General features: G+C 36.7%; 22 protein-coding genes. 12 read left to right on the forward strand and 10 right to left on the reverse strand.

Annotated features, from left to right (window positions below; all coding sequences use genetic code 11):
* Positions 1-4 precede the first annotated feature (4 nt).
* The gene (locus LB454_RS07880) at positions 5-1,027 is read right to left on the reverse strand and encodes a quinone-dependent dihydroorotate dehydrogenase (RefSeq protein ID WP_224464123.1); all 1,023 of its coding nucleotides are present in this window, start codon (positions 1,025-1,027) and stop codon (positions 5-7) included.
* A 109-nt stretch (positions 1,028-1,136) separates the two neighbouring features.
* Between LB454_RS07880 and pepT the strand changes: the two genes are divergently transcribed.
* The 3 genes from pepT to crcB are packed head-to-tail and all read left to right on the forward strand — an operon-like array spanning position 1,137 to position 3,841.
* Positions 1,137-2,372 (forward strand): peptidase T, encoded by a 1,236-nt coding sequence (pepT, locus tag LB454_RS07885; protein WP_224464124.1) that lies wholly within the window; start codon positions 1,137-1,139, stop codon positions 2,370-2,372.
* A gap of 51 nt (positions 2,373-2,423) precedes the next feature.
* Positions 2,424-3,461, forward strand: coding sequence for an AraC family transcriptional regulator (locus LB454_RS07890; RefSeq protein ID WP_224464125.1), 1,038 nt, complete (start codon positions 2,424-2,426; stop codon positions 3,459-3,461).
* Positions 3,461-3,841: a fluoride efflux transporter CrcB gene (crcB, locus tag LB454_RS07895; protein WP_224464126.1), complete on the forward strand. Its 381-nt coding sequence runs from the start codon at positions 3,461-3,463 to the stop codon at positions 3,839-3,841. The genes LB454_RS07890 and crcB overlap by 1 nt, the downstream gene beginning before the upstream one ends.
* On the opposite strand, the gene LB454_RS07900 is transcribed toward crcB, so the two are convergent.
* From LB454_RS07900 to LB454_RS07915, 4 genes are read right to left on the reverse strand one after another with little or no spacing between them, the layout of a single operon-like run.
* Positions 3,838-4,764 carry a 2-hydroxyacid dehydrogenase gene (locus LB454_RS07900; protein WP_224464127.1) on the reverse strand — a complete coding sequence of 309 codons (927 nt, stop codon included), beginning with the start codon at positions 4,762-4,764 and terminating at the stop codon, positions 3,838-3,840. The genes crcB and LB454_RS07900 overlap by 4 nt on opposite strands.
* A gap of 10 nt (positions 4,765-4,774) precedes the next feature.
* On the reverse strand, positions 4,775-5,404 hold the full coding sequence (locus tag LB454_RS07905) for a response regulator (RefSeq protein ID WP_224464128.1): 630 nt from the start codon (positions 5,402-5,404) through the stop codon (positions 4,775-4,777).
* Complete coding sequence (locus tag LB454_RS07910) at positions 5,401-7,248, reverse strand: sensor histidine kinase (protein ID WP_224464129.1); 1,848 nt, start codon at positions 7,246-7,248, stop codon at positions 5,401-5,403. The genes LB454_RS07905 and LB454_RS07910 overlap by 4 nt, the downstream gene beginning before the upstream one ends.
* 53 nt (positions 7,249-7,301) lie before the next feature.
* The gene (locus LB454_RS07915; RefSeq protein WP_224464130.1) at positions 7,302-7,532 is read right to left on the reverse strand and encodes a hypothetical protein; all 231 of its coding nucleotides are present in this window, start codon (positions 7,530-7,532) and stop codon (positions 7,302-7,304) included.
* Positions 7,533-7,569: 37 nt separating this feature from the next.
* On the opposite strand from LB454_RS07915, the gene LB454_RS07920 reads away from it, so the two are divergent.
* Complete coding sequence (locus LB454_RS07920) at positions 7,570-7,965, forward strand: pyrophosphohydrolase domain-containing protein (RefSeq protein ID WP_224464131.1); 396 nt, start codon at positions 7,570-7,572, stop codon at positions 7,963-7,965.
* 85 nt (positions 7,966-8,050) lie between these two features.
* Here LB454_RS07920 and LB454_RS07925 read toward each other — a convergent pair whose 3' ends face one another.
* From LB454_RS07925 to LB454_RS14155, 3 genes are all read right to left on the reverse strand, one after another.
* Positions 8,051-8,665, reverse strand: a complete 615-nt coding sequence (locus tag LB454_RS07925; protein ID WP_224464132.1) for a deoxynucleoside kinase — start codon at positions 8,663-8,665, stop codon at positions 8,051-8,053.
* Positions 8,666-8,669: 4 nt separating this feature from the next.
* Positions 8,670-9,383 carry a hypothetical protein gene (locus LB454_RS07930; protein ID WP_224464133.1) on the reverse strand — a complete coding sequence of 238 codons (714 nt, stop codon included), beginning with the start codon at positions 9,381-9,383 and terminating at the stop codon, positions 8,670-8,672.
* 118 nt (positions 9,384-9,501) lie between these two features.
* Positions 9,502-9,825 (reverse strand): DUF6122 family protein, encoded by a 324-nt coding sequence (locus LB454_RS14155; protein ID WP_224464134.1) that lies wholly within the window; start codon positions 9,823-9,825, stop codon positions 9,502-9,504.
* Between the two features lie 121 nt (positions 9,826-9,946).
* On the opposite strand from LB454_RS14155, the gene rpe reads away from it, so the two are divergent.
* Genes rpe through LB454_RS07955 form a run of 4 tightly spaced genes read left to right on the forward strand, consistent with a single transcriptional unit; the run spans position 9,947 to position 13,646 of the window.
* Positions 9,947-10,609 carry a ribulose-phosphate 3-epimerase gene (gene rpe / locus LB454_RS07940; protein WP_224464135.1) on the forward strand — a complete coding sequence of 221 codons (663 nt, stop codon included), beginning with the start codon at positions 9,947-9,949 and terminating at the stop codon, positions 10,607-10,609.
* Between the two features lie 2 nt (positions 10,610-10,611).
* Positions 10,612-11,571 carry a YpdA family putative bacillithiol disulfide reductase gene (locus LB454_RS07945; protein ID WP_224464136.1) on the forward strand — a complete coding sequence of 320 codons (960 nt, stop codon included), beginning with the start codon at positions 10,612-10,614 and terminating at the stop codon, positions 11,569-11,571.
* Positions 11,572-11,619: 48 nt separating this feature from the next.
* Positions 11,620-12,531: a hypothetical protein gene (locus LB454_RS07950; protein WP_224464137.1), complete on the forward strand. Its 912-nt coding sequence runs from the start codon at positions 11,620-11,622 to the stop codon at positions 12,529-12,531.
* A 50-nt stretch (positions 12,532-12,581) separates the two neighbouring features.
* Entirely contained in the window at positions 12,582-13,646 is a 1,065-nt protein-coding gene (locus LB454_RS07955; RefSeq protein ID WP_224464138.1) for a flavin-containing monooxygenase, read from the forward strand.
* A 59-nt stretch (positions 13,647-13,705) separates the two neighbouring features.
* Here the strand turns inward: LB454_RS07955 and sucC are convergent, their stop codons facing one another.
* Positions 13,706-14,899 carry an ADP-forming succinate--CoA ligase subunit beta gene (gene sucC, locus LB454_RS07960; RefSeq protein ID WP_224464139.1) on the reverse strand — a complete coding sequence of 398 codons (1,194 nt, stop codon included), beginning with the start codon at positions 14,897-14,899 and terminating at the stop codon, positions 13,706-13,708.
* Between the two features lie 124 nt (positions 14,900-15,023).
* Between sucC and LB454_RS07965 the strand changes: the two genes are divergently transcribed.
* The 3 genes from LB454_RS07965 to yidC all read left to right on the forward strand — a co-directional run bounded on the left by LB454_RS07965 (position 15,024) and on the right by yidC (position 18,981).
* Positions 15,024-15,251, forward strand: coding sequence for a DUF3820 family protein (locus LB454_RS07965; protein ID WP_224464140.1), 228 nt, complete (start codon positions 15,024-15,026; stop codon positions 15,249-15,251).
* An 82-nt stretch (positions 15,252-15,333) separates the two neighbouring features.
* Positions 15,334-16,944: a CTP synthase gene (locus LB454_RS07970; RefSeq protein ID WP_224464141.1), complete on the forward strand. Its 1,611-nt coding sequence runs from the start codon at positions 15,334-15,336 to the stop codon at positions 16,942-16,944.
* A 105-nt stretch (positions 16,945-17,049) separates the two neighbouring features.
* A complete protein-coding gene (gene yidC, locus LB454_RS07975) occupies positions 17,050-18,981 on the forward strand; it encodes a membrane protein insertase YidC (protein ID WP_224464142.1) in 1,932 nt (643 codons plus the stop codon).
* A gap of 86 nt (positions 18,982-19,067) precedes the next feature.
* Here the strand turns inward: yidC and LB454_RS07980 are convergent, their stop codons facing one another.
* Positions 19,068-20,390, reverse strand: a complete 1,323-nt coding sequence (locus LB454_RS07980; RefSeq protein ID WP_224464143.1) for a fasciclin domain-containing protein — start codon at positions 20,388-20,390, stop codon at positions 19,068-19,070.
* Between the two features lie 159 nt (positions 20,391-20,549).
* On the opposite strand from LB454_RS07980, the gene mnmA reads away from it, so the two are divergent.
* Positions 20,550-21,743 carry a tRNA 2-thiouridine(34) synthase MnmA gene (gene mnmA / locus LB454_RS07985; RefSeq protein ID WP_407692586.1) on the forward strand — a complete coding sequence of 398 codons (1,194 nt, stop codon included), beginning with the start codon at positions 20,550-20,552 and terminating at the stop codon, positions 21,741-21,743.
* Positions 21,744-21,746: the final 3 nt, after the last annotated feature.

Genomic DNA, 21,746 nt, shown 5'->3' on the forward strand with positions numbered 1-21,746 from the left:
AAACTTAGGACATCTTATCTAAAATAGCCTGATTGATGGCTTTCACCAGCCCTGGACCTTCGTACACAAAACCCGTGTAAAGCTGAACCAGGCTTGCACCTGCTTCCAGCTTTTCAATAGCATCTGCAGCAGACATAATTCCACCAACACCAATAATCGGAAAGGCTTTGTTGCTTTTTTCGGATAAAAAACGAATTACTTCTGTGGAAGATTTAGTTAAAGGTTTTCCGCTCAGACCTCCCATTTCTTCTTTATGTTCTGATTCAAGACCATTCCTTGAAATGGTGGTATTGGTTGCAATGACGCCAGCAATTTTAGTCTCATTCACAATCTCAATAATGTCCAGCAATTGATCTTCAGAAAGATCTGGAGCTATTTTAAGTAGAATCGGTTTGGGCTTGGCTTTTTTCTGATTTTTACTTTCGAGATGATTCAGTAATTGTGTTAGCGGTTTTTTATCCTGAAGCGCTCTTAGATTTGGGGTATTAGGGGAACTCACATTCACCACAAAATAGTCCACATAATCGAACAAAGCTTCAAAATTATAGTCATAATCATTGAAAGCTTCTTCATTGGGAGTCACTTTATTTTTACCTATGTTCCCTCCAATAAGTACATTTTTATTCTTCTTCAAACGCTCTACCGCTGCATCCACCCCTTCATTATTGAACCCCATCCGATTAATGATAGCTGAATCTTCTTTCAGCCTAAACAAACGTTTTTTAGGATTTCCAGCCTGAGCTTTAGGCGTTACGGTACCAATTTCAATAAAACCAAAGCCCAGATTAGAGAGTTCCTGATACAGCTCAGCGTTTTTATCAAAACCTGCTGCCAAGCCCACCGGATTTTTAAATTTCAATCCAAACACCTCTCTTTCCAGGCGTTTATCATCTAGAGTAAAGGTTTTCTTCAACACATTAGAAATGCCCGGAAGCTTATTGAAAAACTTTAAGGAGTTAAAACTAAAATGATGTACAGCTTCAGGATCAAATTGAAATAAAAGTGGCCTAATGAGTTGCTTGTACATCGTTTTTAAAATTTGACTGCAAAAATAACGTAAATCTCACTAAGACAATCGGATTCTTGAAGGTTTAATGGAGGCAAATTCATATTTTTGAGACAAATTGAAATTTCTCATGATAGATAGTCAAAAGCTTTTAGAACGATTCCTTACTTATATCAAAATCGATTCCCAAAGCGATCCTAATAGTGAAGCTACACCTAGTACAAAAAAGCAATGGAATATCGCTAATTTACTCAAAGAAGAATTAGAAAAAATCGGCTTGCAGGAGGTAACTATAGATGACAATGCGTACATCATGGCGACACTTCCTTCCAACGTCGAGCATGAGGTAGACACCATAGGATTTATTTCGCATTTTGACACGTCTCCAGACTTTAAAGCTTCCAACATTAACCCGCAAATTCATGAAAATTACGACGGTGGCGATATTGTTTTGAACGAAGAACAAAACATTGTCTTGTCTTCTTCTTATTTTGAAGAAATGAAGGATTACAAAGGACAAACCATCATCACTACAGATGGCACGACCTTATTAAGCGCAGATGACAAAGCCGGTATTACCGAAATCATCACCGCCATGGAATATCTGGTTCAACATCCGGAAATCAAACATGGCAAAATAAGAGTTGGGTTTACCCCAGATGAGGAAATTGGCAGAGGAGCCCATCACTTTGATGTGGAAAAATTTGGCGCAACATACGCCTATACCATGGATGGAAGCCAGATTGGCGAACTGGAATACGAAAACTTTAATGCGGCTTCAGCGACTTTGAAATTCCATGGCACCAGCGTTCATCCTGGTTATGCCAAGAACAAAATGGTCAATTCCATGTACATGGCTCAGAGGTTTATTGATGTTCTTCCCAAGGATGAAGTACCAGAAAAAACTGAAGGTTATGAAGGATTTTTCCACCTCTCCTCCATCACAGGAAACATTGAATTGACGGAGCTCAAGTATATTATAAGAGATCATGACAAGGCTAAATTTGAAGCTCGTAAACAGCTCATGCAGGACATCGTTACCAAAATGAACACTAGCATCGATGAAGCCAACATCAGTATTGAGGTAAAAGACCAGTATTTCAACATGAAAGAAAAGGTAGAACCAATCAAGTACATTGTAGATATTGCAAAGCAAGCCATGAAAGAACTCAACATCACTCCTATTTTAAAACCCATAAGAGGTGGAACCGACGGCGCCCAGCTGAGTTACAAAGGCCTGCCTTGCCCCAATATTTTTGCAGGGGGTCATAATTTTCACGGCAAATACGAATACGTCCCACTCGAAAGCATGGTAAAAGCCTCTGAAGTGATCGTCAAGATCGCAGAACTCACTGCAAAACAGTAAAAATTGACTAGCAAAACACTTTTTCAGTATATTAGTTACAAAATCAGTTAGATGAAATTCTTTAAATACCTCTTTTTTCTCCTTGTATTAGTCTTTGTCGTAGGCTCTCTATATATCGCCACTATAAGTCTCCCAGATGATGAAACCATAAGTTTTGAAACACCTTTATCGGCAGAACTTTTCAAGAACAAAATTCAGGATTTGTCTACTTACCCGGACTGGTTCAGTTTTCAAAGCGAAGGAAATCCAGAAGCAAGAATTAGCAATAAAGAGGATTTTAAAAACACAACATTATCATGGCAAAACGAACAATTTGAGTCGATTAATTTTAAAAATCAAGAACTTACTGCAGACTCTATATTACAAAAACTCACCCTCAAAACCTGGTTAAGTTCTTCGGAATTTGATATAAGTTGGAAATTTAATTCATCAGACACTAACTCAGAACTTGTCGTTGACTTAACATCGGATGCTAGCTTTTGGCAAAAAACTGAATATGTATTAACAGGACAATCGCATATAGATATCACTAAAGATGCTATTGAAGGAAGTCTTGAAACATTACAACGTCAAATCAATAAAGAGATTTCAGTTTACGACATTCAACCAATTGGAAAAATAGACCTTGGTGGATTTCACATTTTACATGCTACTTCTGCGGCAAGATTAAATTTTAAAAGCATACTTGGGAAATCCAGGCCCATCTTCGAAAGTGTGGAGGAGTTCATGGAAGAACAGGAATTTAAAATATACAAAGGCCGAATGATTGTTTTTGAAAACTTATATGATGATGGCAACAATATCATTTTTTCTCCAGGATTAGGGACTGAAAACCAAGTCGCAATTCCAGATGAATATGAAATTTTATCAAAGCCTGTGAAAAGAGGAATGTATTTTAAAACCCAGCTCACAGGAGATTACATCAACTTAAAGGAACTCTTAAAAATAAGCAAGTCTACTATAGAAGACAGAGAGTTAACTATTGATAAAGCTTTAAAGCCGTTTCTGGAATTTGAAACGGACGTCAATGAGACCGTCAATCCTGCCGAGTGGATCACCAATTTTTACATCCCTATAATAGAAAACTGATGAAATCTGCTTTACTTGTTTTCTTAGGTGGTGGTTTAGGGAGCCTTGCACGGTACTGGATTTCTATTGCTATGAAACATCAGATAGACTCCAAAATAGATGTTTACGGAACATTAACGGTCAACGTTATAGGCAGCTTACTCATTGGTTTATTGATGGGCTGGCTATTAAAATCTGAAACCTCCTATCCTAATCTCGAGTTATTATTGGTAGTGGGTTTTTGTGGTGGATTCACTACCTTTTCGACATTCTCTTCTGAAAACCTCAACTTGCTTAAAAACAATCTTTACACAGAATTTCTGCTCTATGGTTTAGGAAGCTTGCTGCTTGGAATACTAGCAGTTTTTATTGGTGTGTTGATAATTAAAAAAGGCTTTTAATAGCCTTTATCCACATTTACTTCGTTCATCAACGACTCCCCATTTTTCATACGTCTGTAATTTTCCAGCAACTGGTTGGCTACCGACTCAGGGTCGGTCATGCTGGCGATATGTGGTGTGATTTGAATATTTTCATGACTCCAAAACGGGTGAGATTCTGGCAAAGGTTCTTGTTGGAACACATCCAAACTGGCACCTCTCAAAGCACCTTGATCTATAGCTCTGATTAAATCTTCTTCTACTAAGTGTTCTCCCCTGGCGACATTAATTAAATACGCATCTTGTTTTAGTTTTTCAAAAAGCCTCAGGTTTAAAACGCCCTTGGTTTCAGAAGTCACAGGAAGTAAACACACTAAAATCTGAGTATTTTTCAAGAATTCATCCTGTTGATCGGAACCATAAACTTCGATGCCATCTACAGTTTTAGAAGAATTGGCATAACCTATAACGTCAAACCCATTCGATTTTAGAACTTTCCCTGCAGCCTGACCCAAAACGCCAAACCCCATGATGCCAACGCTTGTTTTTTCAGGAGTTTGATAAGGTTTGGTGTTCCACGATTTAGATGATTGATCGTTAAGATGTTTAAAAAGATTTCTGGACACTGCCAGGCATTGCAATAAAACAAACTGACTCATGTCTTTTGTCAATTGATCATCTACAATTCTGGTAACTTTCACATATTTAGGGAGTTGTTCATCTTTCAAAATATGATTAACACCAGCTCCCATAGAGGCAATGACTTTCAAATTTGGATACTCCTGATAAAGTCCTTCCGGATGCTTCCAGGAAATGGCAAATTCAACATCCTCTGGTCTATCCACATCAGGGTAGATTTGGATATCTAATGCATCGTTTTTCTCTTTGAGAGAAGCTGCCCATTGTTTTGGGTCTCGTGAGGTACTCACCAATAATATTGACATAGTTTATTTTTTAATCAAACTTATATTTTTTATCCATCGCATAACGAAGAAGTTCTCCTTTGCCATAAAGCCCTAGCTTATGAGACATATTTCGCCTGTGTGTATCTATGGTAGAAACAGCTGACTCCCTTATATCTGCTATTTCTTGTGAAGTCTTTCCTTCAGCAATAAGGTCTAATATCTCTTTTTCAGTTTGAGACAATTTTGATTTTTCTGATTTTGAGTCTTTGGTAAAGAGTTCTGATATGCCTTCCAAATGATCGTCGAAGTAGTCGGTACCATCATAAATTTCTTTCAGAGCAATGATTAACTCATCCAGAGGAGAAGTTTTCAATATATAACCATTGACCTCAGCATCTACCATTTTTTTGACAGCATCAATCTGATCGAACATAGAAAGGACGACAATTTTGATATCACTGAATTCCTTTCTTATTTGCCGTGTGAGGGAAACCCCATCCATCTTTGGCATTTTGATGTCAGTAATCACAATGTCTACAGGAGTCTCTCTCAGTTTTTTCAAAAATTCTCTGCCATTGGTAGCAAAGAATTTCATATCAATATTCTCATCACTCTCCAACCGAAGGCAAATCCCGTCGATTAAGGTCTGGTGGTCATCTGCAATTGCTACTTTTATCATATTGGTATATCAATAATTAATGTAGTTCCTCTTCCTTTTTTGGTATCTATTTTGAACTCTCCATTCAAAAGCTGAATCCGTTCTTTAATGCTTTGTAACCCAAAAGAATCCTGATGGGCTACTTTATCTTCATCAAATCCAACACCATCGTCTTCTACAATAATGTTCAGCAGTGAATCGATATTGGTAATGGAAACCGAAGCTTTTTTAGCTTTAGAATGCTTCACAACATTCGCCATAGTCTCTTGAATAATTCTGAATACATTTAACTCCAGCTTCTCGTTCAATTTCACCTCATCATCTATAAAAGAATTAAAATCCACTTCAATTTGACTAAAAGAGCTTACATTCTTACTTAATTTTTTAAGAGCTGGCACCAGGCCACTATCCTTCATAGACCCACTATGTTTCAAATGTGCTAAAGAGCGTATATCCTGGTAGGTCTCTTCCAGTAGATCGTGTGTTTTTTCAAAAACTGGTGAAGTGTTTTCTGAAGACTTAAACTCCTTCCTTAAGTGATCAAAATAGGATTTGATCGCCATAAAATTGGATCCAATATTGTCGTGTAAGTCGCTGGCAATTCGCATTCTTTCTTTTTCCTGACCTATTACCAATGCATCTAAAGCTTTAAGTTGTTGCTTTTTTAACTGACTTTCAATATTTCGAATTTCTAAAGCCTTATCTTTCTCTATTAATAATCGTTTTCTTTTAGCACTGATGTAAACAGAAAAAGACAAAAACGAGAGTAAAACCAGAGCGCCTAAAGAACCAACTATAAAAGCTTCATTTCTTTGATTTTCCTTCTCAAGAATTAAATTTTGACGCTCCTTTTTCTCTGCTTCAAATCGGGTGAGGCTAATATTTTGCTTCTGAATATTTAAACTGTCCCTGTACTTAAGTGACTCATCAAGGTAAAAATATGCAGAATCCAGCTGACTAAGATTCTTATAATCCTCAGCTAATTTTTGATTGATGTAGGCAGTGAGTTCAAAATCATAATTAAAATTTCTGTAGCTATTGGCTTTTTTGGTCCAAGCAATAGCTTCTTCATAATCTCCCGTGTACCTATTCAAATCCCCTAAACTAAAATAACCTAGAGCTACTTTATGAGGCAGACCCAATTCCTTATTTATCTCTATGGCCTTGCTGTAATATGTGCTTGCTGAATCTTTATCAATAATGACATCGGTATAATAGAAAGCATGAAAAGTATGAACTATACCGAGCTTGTAAGCATCGTAATCCTTTTCTAACAAATCATAAGCTTTATCAATATGCTCAAGAAAAATTGCTGTTGAATCTTGTGTTTCTAGACTTTCAAAAGCTAATTCCATTTCCAAACTCACAAGTTGCAAGGGATCTTCCAATTCTAGAGCTAACTCCTGAAAGGCATCTAAATAATCTACAGGTTCATTATATATGTCTGGATTGGCAACGGTATAAAATAGATCGAGATTAATGTCGTTATAACTGAGCATGTCGCCGACTTTCTTATAATAGTTTTGGGCTTGAACAAAATTACGAGCAGCAAGGTCAAAGTTGCTGTTGAGATCATAAGCATCTGCAAGATTATTATAATAATGGGCTTTTTGTCGAGGAGATAAGTCTGTGGTATCTATGGCGTATAAACTCTCAAAAGTTTCTTCAAGTTGGTTGAAGGTATTAAAGTATCGTGATTGGGCAAGATAAAGGTCATCTCGCTGAAGATAGTTTCTTTCAAACAAAAGAACTTCAAGGTCAGAATATCTACTATACCTAAAGAGGCTATCAATCTCCTTAGTCTGAGAAAAGGATATGAAGCTAAAAAGAAAAAAAAGAAAAGCGATTTGATTCGCAGATGGCATATCAATCTATTTCTGAAATTGAATCCTAAAGTTAAAAGAATTCTGAAATAATTTTAAGAATTGCCCATCATATTTCTAATAAGGTTCAACAAAGATTCATCTCTCCAGAAAAACCTGAGAAAAATAAGTGAAATGATGAAAATGAAAAAGCCTAACAAAACAAATAATGTCCCTTTGTAGTAACGGCTGTGCAGCCCTTTATCCTTGATGTAGGAATAAATTAAAATCGACACAAAAGTCACCACAAAAAAAATGATAAAGGCAATGCGACCAGGAGTAAACATAAATGTTTTATTTTACGCAAAAATACTCCATATTCTTATGAAAAAACCGCTAGACCAAGTAAAAAAATTCCATAAAGCTTTCGGATTGGACGTTTCTGAAACTCAAATTGCCAACCTAGGCATCGAAAAAAATTTACTCCGTTATAAACTTATGCGTGAGGAAAATGAAGAATACCTGGATGCCGCTTCACAGGGCGACATGGTAGAAGTCGCCGATGCTTTGGGGGATATGTTATATATCTTGTGTGGCACCATCATTTCTCATGGCATGCAACATAAGATTGAAGAAGTTTTCGATGAGATACATAGAAGTAACATGAGCAAGCTGGGTAAAGATGGAAAGCCCATTTACAGAGAAGACGGTAAAGTTTTAAAAGGGCCAACTTACTTTAAACCTGAACTTAAGAAGATTATTGATAGCCGTGAGTCGTGAGTCGTGAGTCGTGAGTCAAAATTAAATTTTACAGCGAAATTAAGTATTGATAAAAAACATAAAAGCAACTCTTCATTGGAGGCTTTTAAAACAGTCCATTGATTTCGCCATCGATCTTATTAAGGATGAAACCGAGATCTTCTGGTTTATCAACAAAGTCCAATTCATCTACGTCTATAACAAGCAGTTTTCCTTTATCATAGGTTTGTATCCAGGCTTCGTAGCGTTCGTTGAGTTTATTGAGGTAATCTATAGAAATTGAATTTTCATATTCTCTTCCTCTTTTTTGGATTTGCTTTACGAGATTGGGTACGCTACTTCTAAGGTAAATCAACAAATCAGGTGCTTCCGTTACAGATTCCATAAGGTTGAAAAGTGAAGAGTAATTTTCAAAATCCCGGTTAGACATCAATCCCATGGCATGAAGGTTGGGCGCGAAAATAAAGGCATCTTCATAAATCGTTCTGTCCTGTATGATGTCCATATTGCTTTCTCGTATTTGTAAAATTTGTCTGAACCGACTATTTAAAAAATAAATTTGAAGGTTAAATGACCAGCGTTTCATGTCTTCATAAAAATCCTCCAGGAATGGATTCTCGATAACATCTTCGTATTCTGCTTTCCAATTATAATGTTTGGCGATAAATTTGGTGAGAGTCGTTTTTCCTGCCCCTATATTCCCAGCGATTGCAACGTGCATAAAATCAGTTATTTACAATATTAAATTCGTACGTATATAGTACTTTATCGCTGTAAATATAGAGGTTTTCAGCATTGAAATAAAATTGATCGAAGCTAATTTCTGGTTTTTTAAAACTGGTTTTAAGTTTGGAATCTTTACTGATTAATTCTAATTGCTTATCCGTGAGGACCATAATTTGATTCTTGTAATTATTGAATGATACCACCTTTTCATAAATAAATTCTTCTAATAAGCTTCCGTTTATGTTGTACATCATAAACCCATCAGGATGTCTCAGCCAACTATAATTGTAATTGCTTCTAAAGCCTACAACATTTCTGTTTAACGGTAAAGAGGAACTCCTGGTGCTCTGCGATTCGTAGTCAAACAACTCCAGTTGCTGTAAGTCTGCATTGAAGATCCAGAGTAAATTATCTTTTGAAATACCTGCAAAATCCACTGTCTTAAAGTCTGGAATAAAATTGAAGTTCACACGCTCTATTTCATTAAGACGGTTATCTAAAATCACTACTGTGTTGGCTTCTTTATAAAATAAAAGAATTTTAAGCGGGTTCAGGATGTCGACACTTTCCAATTCTCCAAGCTGAAGATCCTGAAACTGAAATTTCTTTTTATCTTCAGTTTTATAAAACACATTATTCTTGGAAAAATAAAACCGTTGATATTTATCAACCCCCCAAAACTGATCAGCGTCTACTGGTAATCTATCTACCATCTTTAAGCTAGAGGGTTGCGCGCATAAGGTCAATGCCAACAAGTTCAGAAGTAAAAAAAGAGAATAGCGATTCATTATAATTAAATAATGTGAAATATACCAAATATACGGCTAGAACTTAAATGCCAGACCATAAACAGTCAATTCCGTCTGTAATCATGTGAAACAGAAGGCCAATACAAAATAGCTTGAGCCATTTGTTTTTAAATAAAAACACTCCTAAACAATAAATTACAACGGCGATCTCGGAATGAAACGTATGGAACCCGATGCTGCACCTATCCGGGTCAAATACAGGAACAGCCCATAAATGATCTATATCCACAATCATAGTGGACAGTAAAATCAGATAGGCTTTCCACAATTGCTTAGGACTATAAATCCATGCAATAAGCAGGATCACAACAAAATGGTTGCTATAATGAACTAAGGTTTGCCACATTTTTAAAATCTTGAGTGTTGATGCAAAATACAGTTAAACACCTCTTAAACACAAGTCGTTTTAATGAATATGTAGTGTTTTTGCATAACTAAAATCTTATTTTTGCATTAAAATCATTTCAATGAGCAATAAACTTGTAGCCCCATCTTTGCTGGCAGCCGATTTTGCAAACCTGCAACGTGACATAGAACTAGTTAATAACAGTGAAGCAGATTGGTTTCACATTGATATTATGGACGGGGTTTTTGTCCCCAACATTTCTTTTGGGATGCCTGTCTTAAAAGCAATTACTAAACACGCCAAAAAGTTTATTGACGTGCATTTGATGATTGTAGATCCAGATCGATACATCAAAGAGTTTGCAGATTTAGGTTCCCATATGCTTACTGTGCATTACGAAGCCTGCAATCATCTCCACAGAAGTTTGCAATCTATCAAACAACATGGTATGCAGGCTGGAGTTGCCTTAAATCCTCACACTAATGTTGAATTGCTTAGAGACTGCATCAAAGATATTGATATGGTATGCTTGATGAGTGTGAATCCTGGTTTTGGCGGACAGCACTTTATAGAACGAACTTATGAAAAAGTAAAACAATTGAAGGCGCTCATCAAAGAAGAAGGTGCTGAAACAAAAATTGAAATTGATGGTGGCGTCACCAACAAGAATGCAGAAGAATTGGTAACAATGGGAGCAGATGTTCTGGTAGCTGGCAGCTATGTATTTAAAGCTAATGACCCCACACAAACCATTTCTGAATTAAGGAAAATGATAAACAAGTAAGTATGATATATGATGTTTTAATAGTTGGTGGAGGTCCCATCGGGATTGCATGTGCATTGGAGGCGAAGAAAAAAAACCTTTCTTACATCATTATAGAAAAAGGAACACTGGTCAATTCTTTGTACAATTATCCAGATAAGATGACTTTCTTTTCTACTTCTGAAAAGTTGGAGCTGGACGATATTCCTTTCGTGAGTAATAATCCCAAACCGTCAAAACAAGAGGCTTTGGAATATTACAGAAGAATTGTTGAATCTAAGCAGATTCAGATTCAATTGTTTGAAAAGGTTGAGCATGTTGAAAAAGAAGAAAGTGTGTTCACTACTGCAACTTCAAAGTCTACATATCAATCCAAAAATCTTGTAATTGCAACAGGGTTTTATGACATCCCCAACTACCTCAATGTTCCCGGAGAAGATCTAGAAAAAGTAACACATTATTACGGCGACCCACATTACTATGCGACTCAAAAAGTCGTAGTGGTTGGAGCAAGCAATTCTTCTGTGGATGCTGCTTTGGAAACCTACAGAAAAGGTGCGGAGGTCACGATGATTGTGCGTGGTGAACAGATAGGAGAACGCGTCAAATATTGGGTAAGACCAGATGTCATCAATAGAATAAAAGAAGGCAGCATCAAGGCACACTTCAATGCAGAGATAACTGAAATTGGTGAAGATCATGTAAAATTTAAAGATAAAGATGGGAATATTCAGACGCTGGAAAATGATTTTGTCCTGGCGCTTACTGGCTACAGACCTAACTTTGAGTTTTTGAAAAAGATGGGAATCAAATTGAGTGAAGACCAGCTTTCCATTCCAGAATACAATAAACAAACCATGAAGACCAATGTCGAGGGTATATATTTGGCTGGTGTGATTTGCGGCGGTATGGAAACACATAAGTGGTTTATTGAAAATTCCAGAATCCACGCCAAAATGATCATGGAAGACATTAAATCTTAAATAACGTTTGTTGTTAATTTCTCATTAACAATTTAACTATATTTAGGCATGTCAAATTCTACTTTAAAAGCATACTATTCCAAGTTAAATTCATTTGTCTTATCTGAAACGCTTAAGGAAAAGCTTGAAAAATTTATTGTAATTACTGCTATAATAAGTTTTTTGATTCACCTTGCGATCATTGGTCTAATTGATTTTGACATCATCGATTTTGGTGAATATGATGGGAACCTCATTATCAGTCCAATATCTGCCATCTACACCCCCTTTTCCATCATACTTATTTACGAGGTTTATCTTCTGGTGTTTTACCTTCCAAAATCGATAACCATTTATATCGGGAAGCAGTACGAAATCATCACACTGATTTTAATACGTAAAATATTTTATGATTTATCCAATTTGGAATTTTCTTCAAGCTGGTTTTCTATTGAAGGTGACATTCAGTTTACCATAGATATTATTGCAACTTTAGTCTTGTTTTTCTTGATTTTTCAATTTTACCGATTGAACTCAAAAAATAAAGTGGAAAAAGAAAAACTTACAGATAAAATCAAATCACACATCAAAGTTAAAAATGTGTTCGCTACTATTTTGGTTCCCACCATTGTTTTTCTAGCCTTATTTTCTTTTGGAGACTGGTTTTATGATACCATTTCAAGTACCGATATTTCCTCAACAAATATCAAGACCGTCAATACCATATTTTTTGATGACTTCTTTACCGTTTTAATTTTGATTGATGTCTTACTCCTCCTCTTCTCTTTCCTTCAAACTGAAGAATTTAGTAGAGTCATTCGAAATTCTGGCTTTGTCATTTCGACCATACTCATCAAATTATCTTTCTCTGCGGATAATATTATCAATACCATTTTAATCGTAGTTGCAGTGAGTTTTGGTGTATTGATTTTGTTGATTTACAACCAGTATTTCAAACTTAATCAAACACTTAAAGAATAAATATTTGCGTTTACTGTTTATTAAGCTTATATTAAAGAAAACTCTTGATCATGTATGATTTTATAATTATTGGTGCTGCACAGGCTGGACTTTCCATGGCGTATGAGCTAAAGCAACAAGGAAAAAATTATTTAGTCTTAGATAAAGAAGATGAAGTGGGTGCTTCTTGGCTTAAGCGTTGGGATTCATTAACACTATTTACACCCTCAGAATTTAATAATTTGAAAGGGATGGATTTCCCCAGGCCAAAGGGTCATTACCCCGATAAATACGAAGTGGCAGAGTACTTTAAAGCTTACGTGGATACATTTAATATTCCTATTCGATTTAATACTCTGGTGACCGAAATCGAAGACAAAACCGATTACTTCCTCATAAAACATGAAGAAGGCTTCTACGAAGCTGAACAGGTCATTATCGCTACAGGGCCTTTTCATATTCCATACACCCCACCATTTCATACCAAAATAGAGTCTTCTATTTTTCAGATTCATAGCGATTATTACAAAAATCCAAGTCAGCTGCAGGATGGAAAAGCAATGGTGGTTGGCGCTGGAGATTCTGGCTATCAAATTCTCGATGAAATTTCCAATACCAATCGGGAAGTCTATTTTTCTGGGGATACAGATGTAAAAACTTTACCCCAGGAATTCCTGGGCAAAACCTTATGGTGGTGGTTTACCAAAACTGGATATCTAAGCTTCGGTAAAGATTCCTGGCTGGGTAAAAAGATAAGTGAATCCAAACAGCCTGTTATTGGCGTGGATGTAAAAGGGATTCTAAATAAAGACAATGTAATTCCTGTTGGAAAAACGGTGAATGCCTATCAAAGCACAATTGTCACTGAAAAAGCAAAATTGGCAGATGTCAAAAACATCATCTGGGCCACGGGCTACAGGCCAAAGTTTGACTGGATCCAAGGACTGGAACTTGACAAAAAAGGCTATCCGGTTCATCACCGTGGCGTGAGTAATGTGGATGGACTTTATTTTATTGGATTGCCTTGGTTGCACACAAGAGCTTCAGCGACACTTGGAGGAATCAAAAAAGATGCAAATTATCTTAGTGAATACATCAAAAATAAAGTCGTTCATAAAGAGTCCATTTCGGTATAAAAACTAAAAACCCTTCGGTATACCGAAGGGTTTTTTGAGTATGTAAAGTATAACGCTTTTTAAGCTAAAACTTCCTGAACTTTATCAGCCGCTTCTTTAAACTGAACTGCTGTTTTCACATCAATTCCAGCTTCTTTAATCAACTCTACTGCTTTTTCTGCATTGGTTCCCTGCAGCCTTACTATAATAGGCACGGTAATCTGGTCTCCCATGTTTTTGTAAGCTTCAATGATACCTTCAGCAACACGGTCACATCTTACGATACCGCCAAAAATATTGATTAGAATCGCTTCTACTTTTTCATCCTTCAATATTAACTTGAATGCCTGTTCAACACGTTTTGCATCTGCAGTACCACCTACATCAAGAAAGTTAGCTGGTTCTCCACCAGCAAACTTGATCAAGTCCATGGTTGCCATTGCTAGTCCGGCGCCATTAACCATACAACCTACGTTTCCATCTAGATTGACATAGCTAAGGCCAGCTTCTCTAGCTTCTACTTCGGTAGGATCCTCTTCACGCGTATCACGCATGCTTTGGTAATCTTTATGTCTAAATAAAGCTGAATCATCTAAAGTTACTTTAGAATCTACAGCGATAATTTTATCGTCACTTGTTTTAAGAACAGGGTTGATTTCGAATAAAGAGGAATCAGATCCTTCATATGCTTTATAAAGTGCAGTGACGAATTTTGTCATTTCTTTGAAAGCTTTTCCTTCAAGACCAAAATTGAAAGCAATTTTACGCGCCTGAAAAGGAAGAATTCCAGTTGCTGGATCTATTTCTTCAGTAAAAATGCGTTCTGGTGTTTTTTCTGCAACACTCTCTATATCCACACCACCTTCTGGTGAATACATAATCATATTTCTTCCAGTAGCTCTGTTAAGCAACACAGACATGTAGTATTCTTCTGGCTCATTGTCTCCTGGATAATAAACATCCTCTGTTACAAGAATCTGGTGTACTTCTTTACCTTCCTTGCTTGTTTGAGGAGTTACTAAATGCATTCCCAAAATGTCATCTGCAAGTTGCTCAACTTCTTTCAGGTTTTTGGCGAGTTTCACACCACCACCTTTTCCACGTCCACCAGCATGAATTTGCGCTTTGATCACGTGCCATCCAGTTCCGGTTTCTTCAGTAAGTTTTTTTGCAGCTTCTACAGCTTCTTTAGGCGTTTTTGCGAGGATTCCTTTTTGGATGCCAACGCCAAAACTACTTAGTATTTCTTTGCCTTGATATTCATGTAGATTCATAATCAGGTTTTATGATATAAATTTGGTTCACAAAAGTAATAATTTAAAGTTTGGCTACAATAATTTAAAAAGGTTTCTTAGCATCCTAAGTAAAAGCTTGACTCATCCTCACAACAGAAAGTTAATGAACTCAGAAACTCGGAAAAAAGCTCTTTTGGAATTGGCCAATGCAAAGATGCACTTTGGAAAATATAAGGGCTATTACCTTTCAGACATACCAGAGTATTACCTAATATGGTACAAGCGCAAAGGCTTCCCAGACAATAAACTAGGACAGCAAATGCAGGAAGTGCTGGAATTGAAAGAAAATGGTCTGGAATATATTTTGAGAAAAATAAGGGGTTCTAAATAAATTATTTTTGAGTTGAATCTCTGCTAAAGCAAAAATTAAATGATATTTTTGCATCCCGTATAGACACAAAACAATAACACAAATGGCCGATACAAAGTATATATTTGTAACAGGCGGTGTTTCTTCGTCTTTAGGGAAAGGAATAATCGCAGCATCTTTAGCAAAACTTCTACAAGCACGAGGTTACAAAGTAACCATACAAAAACTTGATCCGTACATCAATATAGATCCTGGTACACTCAACCCTTATGAGCACGGTGAGTGTTTTGTCACTGAAGATGGCGCCGAAACCGATCTTGATCTTGGGCACTACGAGCGCTTTTTGAATGTGAACACCTCCCAGGCCAATAATGTAACAACTGGAAGAATTTACCAAAGTGTTATTGATAAAGAACGAAGAGGCGATTTTCTCGGAAAAACAGTTCAGGTGATTCCTCATATCACCAACGAAATAAAAGAACGCATACAAATTTTGGGGCAGGACGATACCTACGATATCGTGATTACTGAAATAGGCGGAACGGTGGGTGACATTGAATCCTTACCTTATATTGAAGCGGTAAGACAGCTGAAATGGGAACTTGGCGAACATAATGCATTAGTGATTCATTTGACTTTGATTCCTTATCTGTCTGCTGCCAAAGAACTCAAGACCAAGCCAACTCAACACAGTGTAAAGACGCTGATGGAAAGTGGAATTTCTCCAGAAATACTAGTTTGTAGAACAGAGCACCAAATCAATGATGACATAAGAAGTAAGTTGGCTTTGTTTTGTAATGTCAAAAAAGAAGCGGTTATACAATCTATAGATGCAGAATCTATTTATGACGTACCAAATCTTATGGCCGACGAAGGATTGGATACGATAACGCTCAAAAAACTTAACCTTAAAGATGATGTAGTTCCTAATCTGGACAAATGGAATTATTTTGTAGATAAATTAAAAAATGCCACCGAAGAAATTTCAATTGGCTTAGTAGGTAAATACGTAGATCTTCAGGATTCTTACAAGTCAATTTTAGAGTCTTTTATTCATGCCGGAGCCTATAATGATGTCAAGGTGAATGTCATTTGGATCAATTCTGAAGAACAGGACTATAATGAAACGGTCTTCCATCAATTGGATGGTCTTCTTGTTGCTCCCGGATTTGGTGAGCGTGGTGTTGAAGGTAAAATTGCAGCTGTGGAATATGCGAGAACTCACAATATTCCGTTTTTGGGTATTTGTCTTGGTCTACAAATGGCAGTGATAGAATTTTCTCGAAATGTATTAAAACTGGCAGAGGCAAATTCCGAAGAAATGAATCCAAACACTCCACATCCGGTGATTGGGCTTATGGAAGATCAAAAAGACCTGAAACAAATGGGAGGTACCATGAGACTGGGTGCATGGGACTGTGAACTTCAACCAAATTCTAAACTGGCTAAAATTTATGGGAATACCCGAATTTCTGAAAGACACCGCCATAGATATGAAGTGAATAATAAATATGTAGAAGATCTTGAGAAACATGGCATGCTTTGCACTGGTAAAAATCCACAGACAGGTCTCGTAGAAACCATAGAACTTGAAGGACATCCTTGGTTTGTTGGCGTTCAATTTCACCCAGAATATAAAAGTACAGTAGCAACTCCTCATCCCTTGTTTTTAGGATTTATAGAAGCTGCTAAAAAACACCATATAAAGGCGTAACTAGGCGAGTTCCATAAATATTCTACGAATAAGCTTACTTAAATAAAATTAAATGTTGATTTTTGCACAGATTTTGTAAAAATCAATCACACAATAGTATAGTAAATGGAAGAAAAAAAGACGTTTGATAAAAACTCTATCATAGGATTTACATTGGTGGCTCTCATCCTCATTTGGATGATGTACATGAATCCAACAGAAGACATCGCTCCAGAAAAGGAGTCTACGGAAGAGGTAGAACCTACTAAAAAAACGGAACCTGAGACACCTGTAGCAGCAATTTCTCCAGAGCAGTCTAATGAAGAAGCGAGCGGAAGCATCCAGGACTCTATCAATGCTGTTTTGGCTAAAAGAGAGTACGGAGCATTTGCTTATTCAGCAATCAAAGAGTCTGATAATGAAGAGGCGTCTACTACTATTGAAAACGAAGTTTTAAAATTAGAGGTAAGCAAGAAAGGGGGACAAATCGTTGAGGCAAAACTTAAGCAACATGACACTTACAAAGGCGAGCCTGTCTATCTAATAAAAGATGGTAATGCGGACTTCAATATTTCTTTTGAAGCTAAAGATGGTAGAACATACAATACTCGTGATCTCTATTTTGAACCTAACCTATCTTCGGAAAACGGAAATCAGACCTTAAGCATGAGAGCTAAAGTCTCTGATGTTGAATTTCTTGAATTTTACTATGGTTTAGAACCAGATGACTACATGATGAATTTTGGGATACGTTCTCAGGGTTTAAATAATGTCATCTCTTCTGAAAATGCCAATCTTTCCTGGGAAGTTAAAGCCATTAGAAAAGCAAAAAGTATTTCTTATGAAAACAGATATACTGAAATCGTCTATCTTTATGAAGGCGATAAAGACGATTATACAGGGCAAGGAGATGAAGCGATTGAGGAAGATGAATTGATAGAATGGATTGCCTTTAAACAACACTTTTTCACTTCAGTTTTACTAACAGATAATCCTTTTTCTAAAGGAAAAATGACATCCAGAAAATTAGTTCAGGATGAGCAGGTAGATACCTTATTTACCAAAAACTTTCTTGCAGAAGTTCCCCTTCAACTTAAAAATGGAGAGTTTTCTGAAAGCATGAACTGGTACCATGGACCTTCAGACTTTAAATTACTTAGCTCTTATGAGCGAAACCTGGATGAGATTGTCCCTCTAGGCTGGGGTCTTTTTGGATGGATCAATAGATACATATTTATACCTTTCTTTGGCTTTTTAAGCAGTTCGCTTCCAAGTTATGGATTGGCTATTATAGTGATGACAATTGCAGTCAGAATTGTCCTCTCGCCTATTACTTACAAATCTTATTTGTCTCAGGCTAAGATGAAAGTTCTGAAACCGGAGATCAACGAGATCAACGAGAAGTACAAGGAGAATGCGATGAAAAAGCAGCAGGAGACTATGAAGCTGTACAGTAAAACAGGTGTGAGTCCGTTGGCGGGATGTATTCCGGCTCTTCTGCAGATACCCGTCTTTTATGCGCTATTTCAGTTCTTCCCCAGTGCTTTCGATTTGCGACAGAAAGGATTTTTATGGGCAGATGACTTATCAAGTTATGATGTTATTTTTGAATGGGACACCTATATACCTTTAGTATCCTGGGCTTATGGTAATCATGTGAGTTTATTCCCAATTTTGGCATCGGTGGCTATATTTTTCTACACGCAAATGACTGCAGGCCAAAATATGCAGCAAAGCTCACAACCAGGCATGCCCAATATGAAAATCATCATGTATTTTGCTCCATTGGTTATGCTTGTCTTCTTCAACAAGTATGCAAGTGGTTTATCACTGTATTATTTTATATCGAATTTAATCACGATAGGGATTATGCTCGTCATCAAACATGTGATTATCGATGATAAAAAGATATTAGCTAAAATTGAAGAGAAAAAGAAAAAGCCTAAAAAGAAAGGTAAGTTTGGTAAAAAGTTTCAGGAAATTATGGAGCAGGCTGCTGAGCAACAGAAAAAGAAACAAGGCGAAAAAGAAGAAAATAAAAAGCTTGGAAATAAATAAAAAGGATAAGAAATAAATTCTATCTAGATAATAATAAAAAAGGAGTCCGAATTGGACTCCTTTTTATTTTATTATAGAAAATTAAATTATTCGTTAATCGTAACATCACCTCTCATGGCACCATGAACAGTGCACACATAATCTGCTATTTCATTAGCCAATTCTGATGTGAGAGTAAAATCAAATTGTTGACCATCTGTAACAAAGTTCACATCTCCATCATTTTCAAATGAACCCTCATTACTTTGACTCAGCAAGGCATCACCAGAAGTATTTCTCAATTCGAATGGGTGAGCATTTGCACCTGTCACTGTTAATGTGTAACGAGTTCCCACAGTAAGACTCCATGTACTATTGTTTTCATTAAGAGCAGTAACTTCTTCATTTCCATTGATCTCACTCACAAAATAAGCTGACGCAGCATCATTTTCAACTGTCATTGCAACGGTATTAGTAGTTGGTGGATCCAAACCTAAGTCTGGAAGAATAACACTACTTACCACATGTATGACTCCGTTACTGGCTTGCACATCTGTTACTTCAATTTGAATTGTTCTTCCATTTTGATCTGTAATTGTTGTTCCATTCAACTCAAACGTTTCTCCTATGGTTTCTACAGTACCATCCTCGAGATCACTAGAAGTAATATTGGCACCCGCAATAACGTGAGTATTCAAAACAGACGTCAATGTTTCTCCATCGATACCAGCTAAATCTTCTATATCAAGTTCAGATAATAATGAAGCAAAAGCATCATTGGTTGGAGCAAAAACTGTGAAAGGTGCTGGATCTTCAGAGGAACTAAGTAGCTCAACATAATTCTGTTCCTGCTGATCGTCCCTGGTTAAGGCTTGCAACAAAGTCTCAAAGGAAGGATCTACGGTGGCGAAAGTGGTCACATCTGGCAAAGTAATCACTTGATCCACTACATGCACAACACCATTAGAAGCAAAGTTATCCGGACCTGTAACAGTAGCATTCCCATTGAGTGTTATACTAGCTCCAACATTGACATACAAACTTAAATTATTCTCTGCTCCAGATCCAGTTTCTGTCGCAAGCGTATTTAAATAAGAAGTTTGTAAATTTGAAGATTCGGCAGCACTTTCTACTACGTGGTTGAGCAGTATATTTTCAACCTCAGCATCGGTCAAACCTGAAGTATCAATATTACCAAATGCTTCATCTGTAGGAGCAAATATGGTAAAGGTTCCAGAATTGAGTGCTGCATCCAAACCGGTATCGGTTAGCAATTGCTCAAGTATGGTATGCTCAGTACTTTCTTGAATAATTTCAAAGGTGGTAGGTTCATTATTAATCGGTTCACCAGCGTTATCATCATTATAACAGCCGGTTAAATTGACCGTAAAGAGGGTCAATAAAATAAAAGTTGTAAAATAATTTTTCATTTTCATAGCATTTTTTATTCGAAGTTAGCAACTTAGGTCATATATTTTGTTTATTAAAGGTTAAAAACTATTAAACAAAATAAAAGTATACCATAGCTTTAACAGGAGTGCACGTTGTCTTTGATTGTTTTTGTAATTTTGCAGATCAATATTTTGAATATGAAAAGAGTTGTAGTAGGACTTAGTGGAGGAGTAGATTCTAGCGTTGCAGCTTACTTATGTCAACAGCAAGGCTATGATGTGATTGGTCTTTTTATGAAGAACTGGCACGACGATTCTGTCACCATCAGTGATGAATGTCCCTGGCTAGAAGACAGTAATGATGCGATGCTTGTGGCAGAAAAATTAGGTATTCCCTTTCAAACAGTTGATTTAAGCAAGCAGTATAAAGAACGTATTGTAGACTATATGTTTGCAGAATATGAAAAAGGAAGAACGCCAAATCCAGATGTGCTCTGTAATAGAGAAATCAAATTTGATGTCTTTATGGACATTGCTACTTCACTTGGTGCTGACTATGTGGCGACTGGACATTACTGCAGAAAAGACAGCATTGAAAAAGACGGCAAAACCTATTACAGATTGTTAGCGGGAAAAGATCAAAATAAAGATCAATCCTATTTTTTATGTCAGGTCTCTCAACAACAATTAGCCAAAACACTTTTTCCTGTAGGGGAACTTCAAAAATCTGAAGTGAGACAAATCGCTAAAGAGCAAAATTTGATTACTGCAGAAAAGAAAGATTCACAAGGACTCTGTTTTATCGGTAAAGTAAAACTACCCGATTTCCTTCAGCAAAAACTACAACCCAAGCAAGGTCAAGTCATTGAAATAGATTCCTCACATGAAGTGTTTTCAAGTATAAATGAAACGCAGTCAAATTCAGAATTGATTGCTCAACTCAAAAAGGACAGTAGGAAACTTGACTTAAAACCTGAATTTGGAAAAGTACTCGGCACCCACGACGGCGCTCATTTTTTTACCAAAGGTCAGCGTAAAGGTTTAGCTATAGGCGGGACCAAAGAGCCTCTATTTGTGATTGATACCGATGTGGAAAACAATATTTTGTATACGGGCCAGGGTAAAAATCATCCGGGACTTCACAAAAAAGGACTGTGGGTAAATAACGATGAAGTACACTGGGTAAGACCAGATTTAACTTTAAAGGTTGGTGAAACTATGGAGGTAAAAGCCAGAATTCGATACAGACAACCTTTGGAGAATGCTAAGTTATATCAAATGGAAAATGAACTCTACGTCATTTTTGAAAACGAACAAACCGCCATTTCAGAAGGTCAATTTGTAGCCTGGTATCACGATGATGAACTCATCGGCTCTGGTGTAATCGCTTAAAAA

This window comes from Psychroflexus montanilacus (assembly GCF_020164535.1).
Classification (GTDB): domain Bacteria; phylum Bacteroidota; class Bacteroidia; order Flavobacteriales; family Flavobacteriaceae; genus Psychroflexus; species Psychroflexus montanilacus.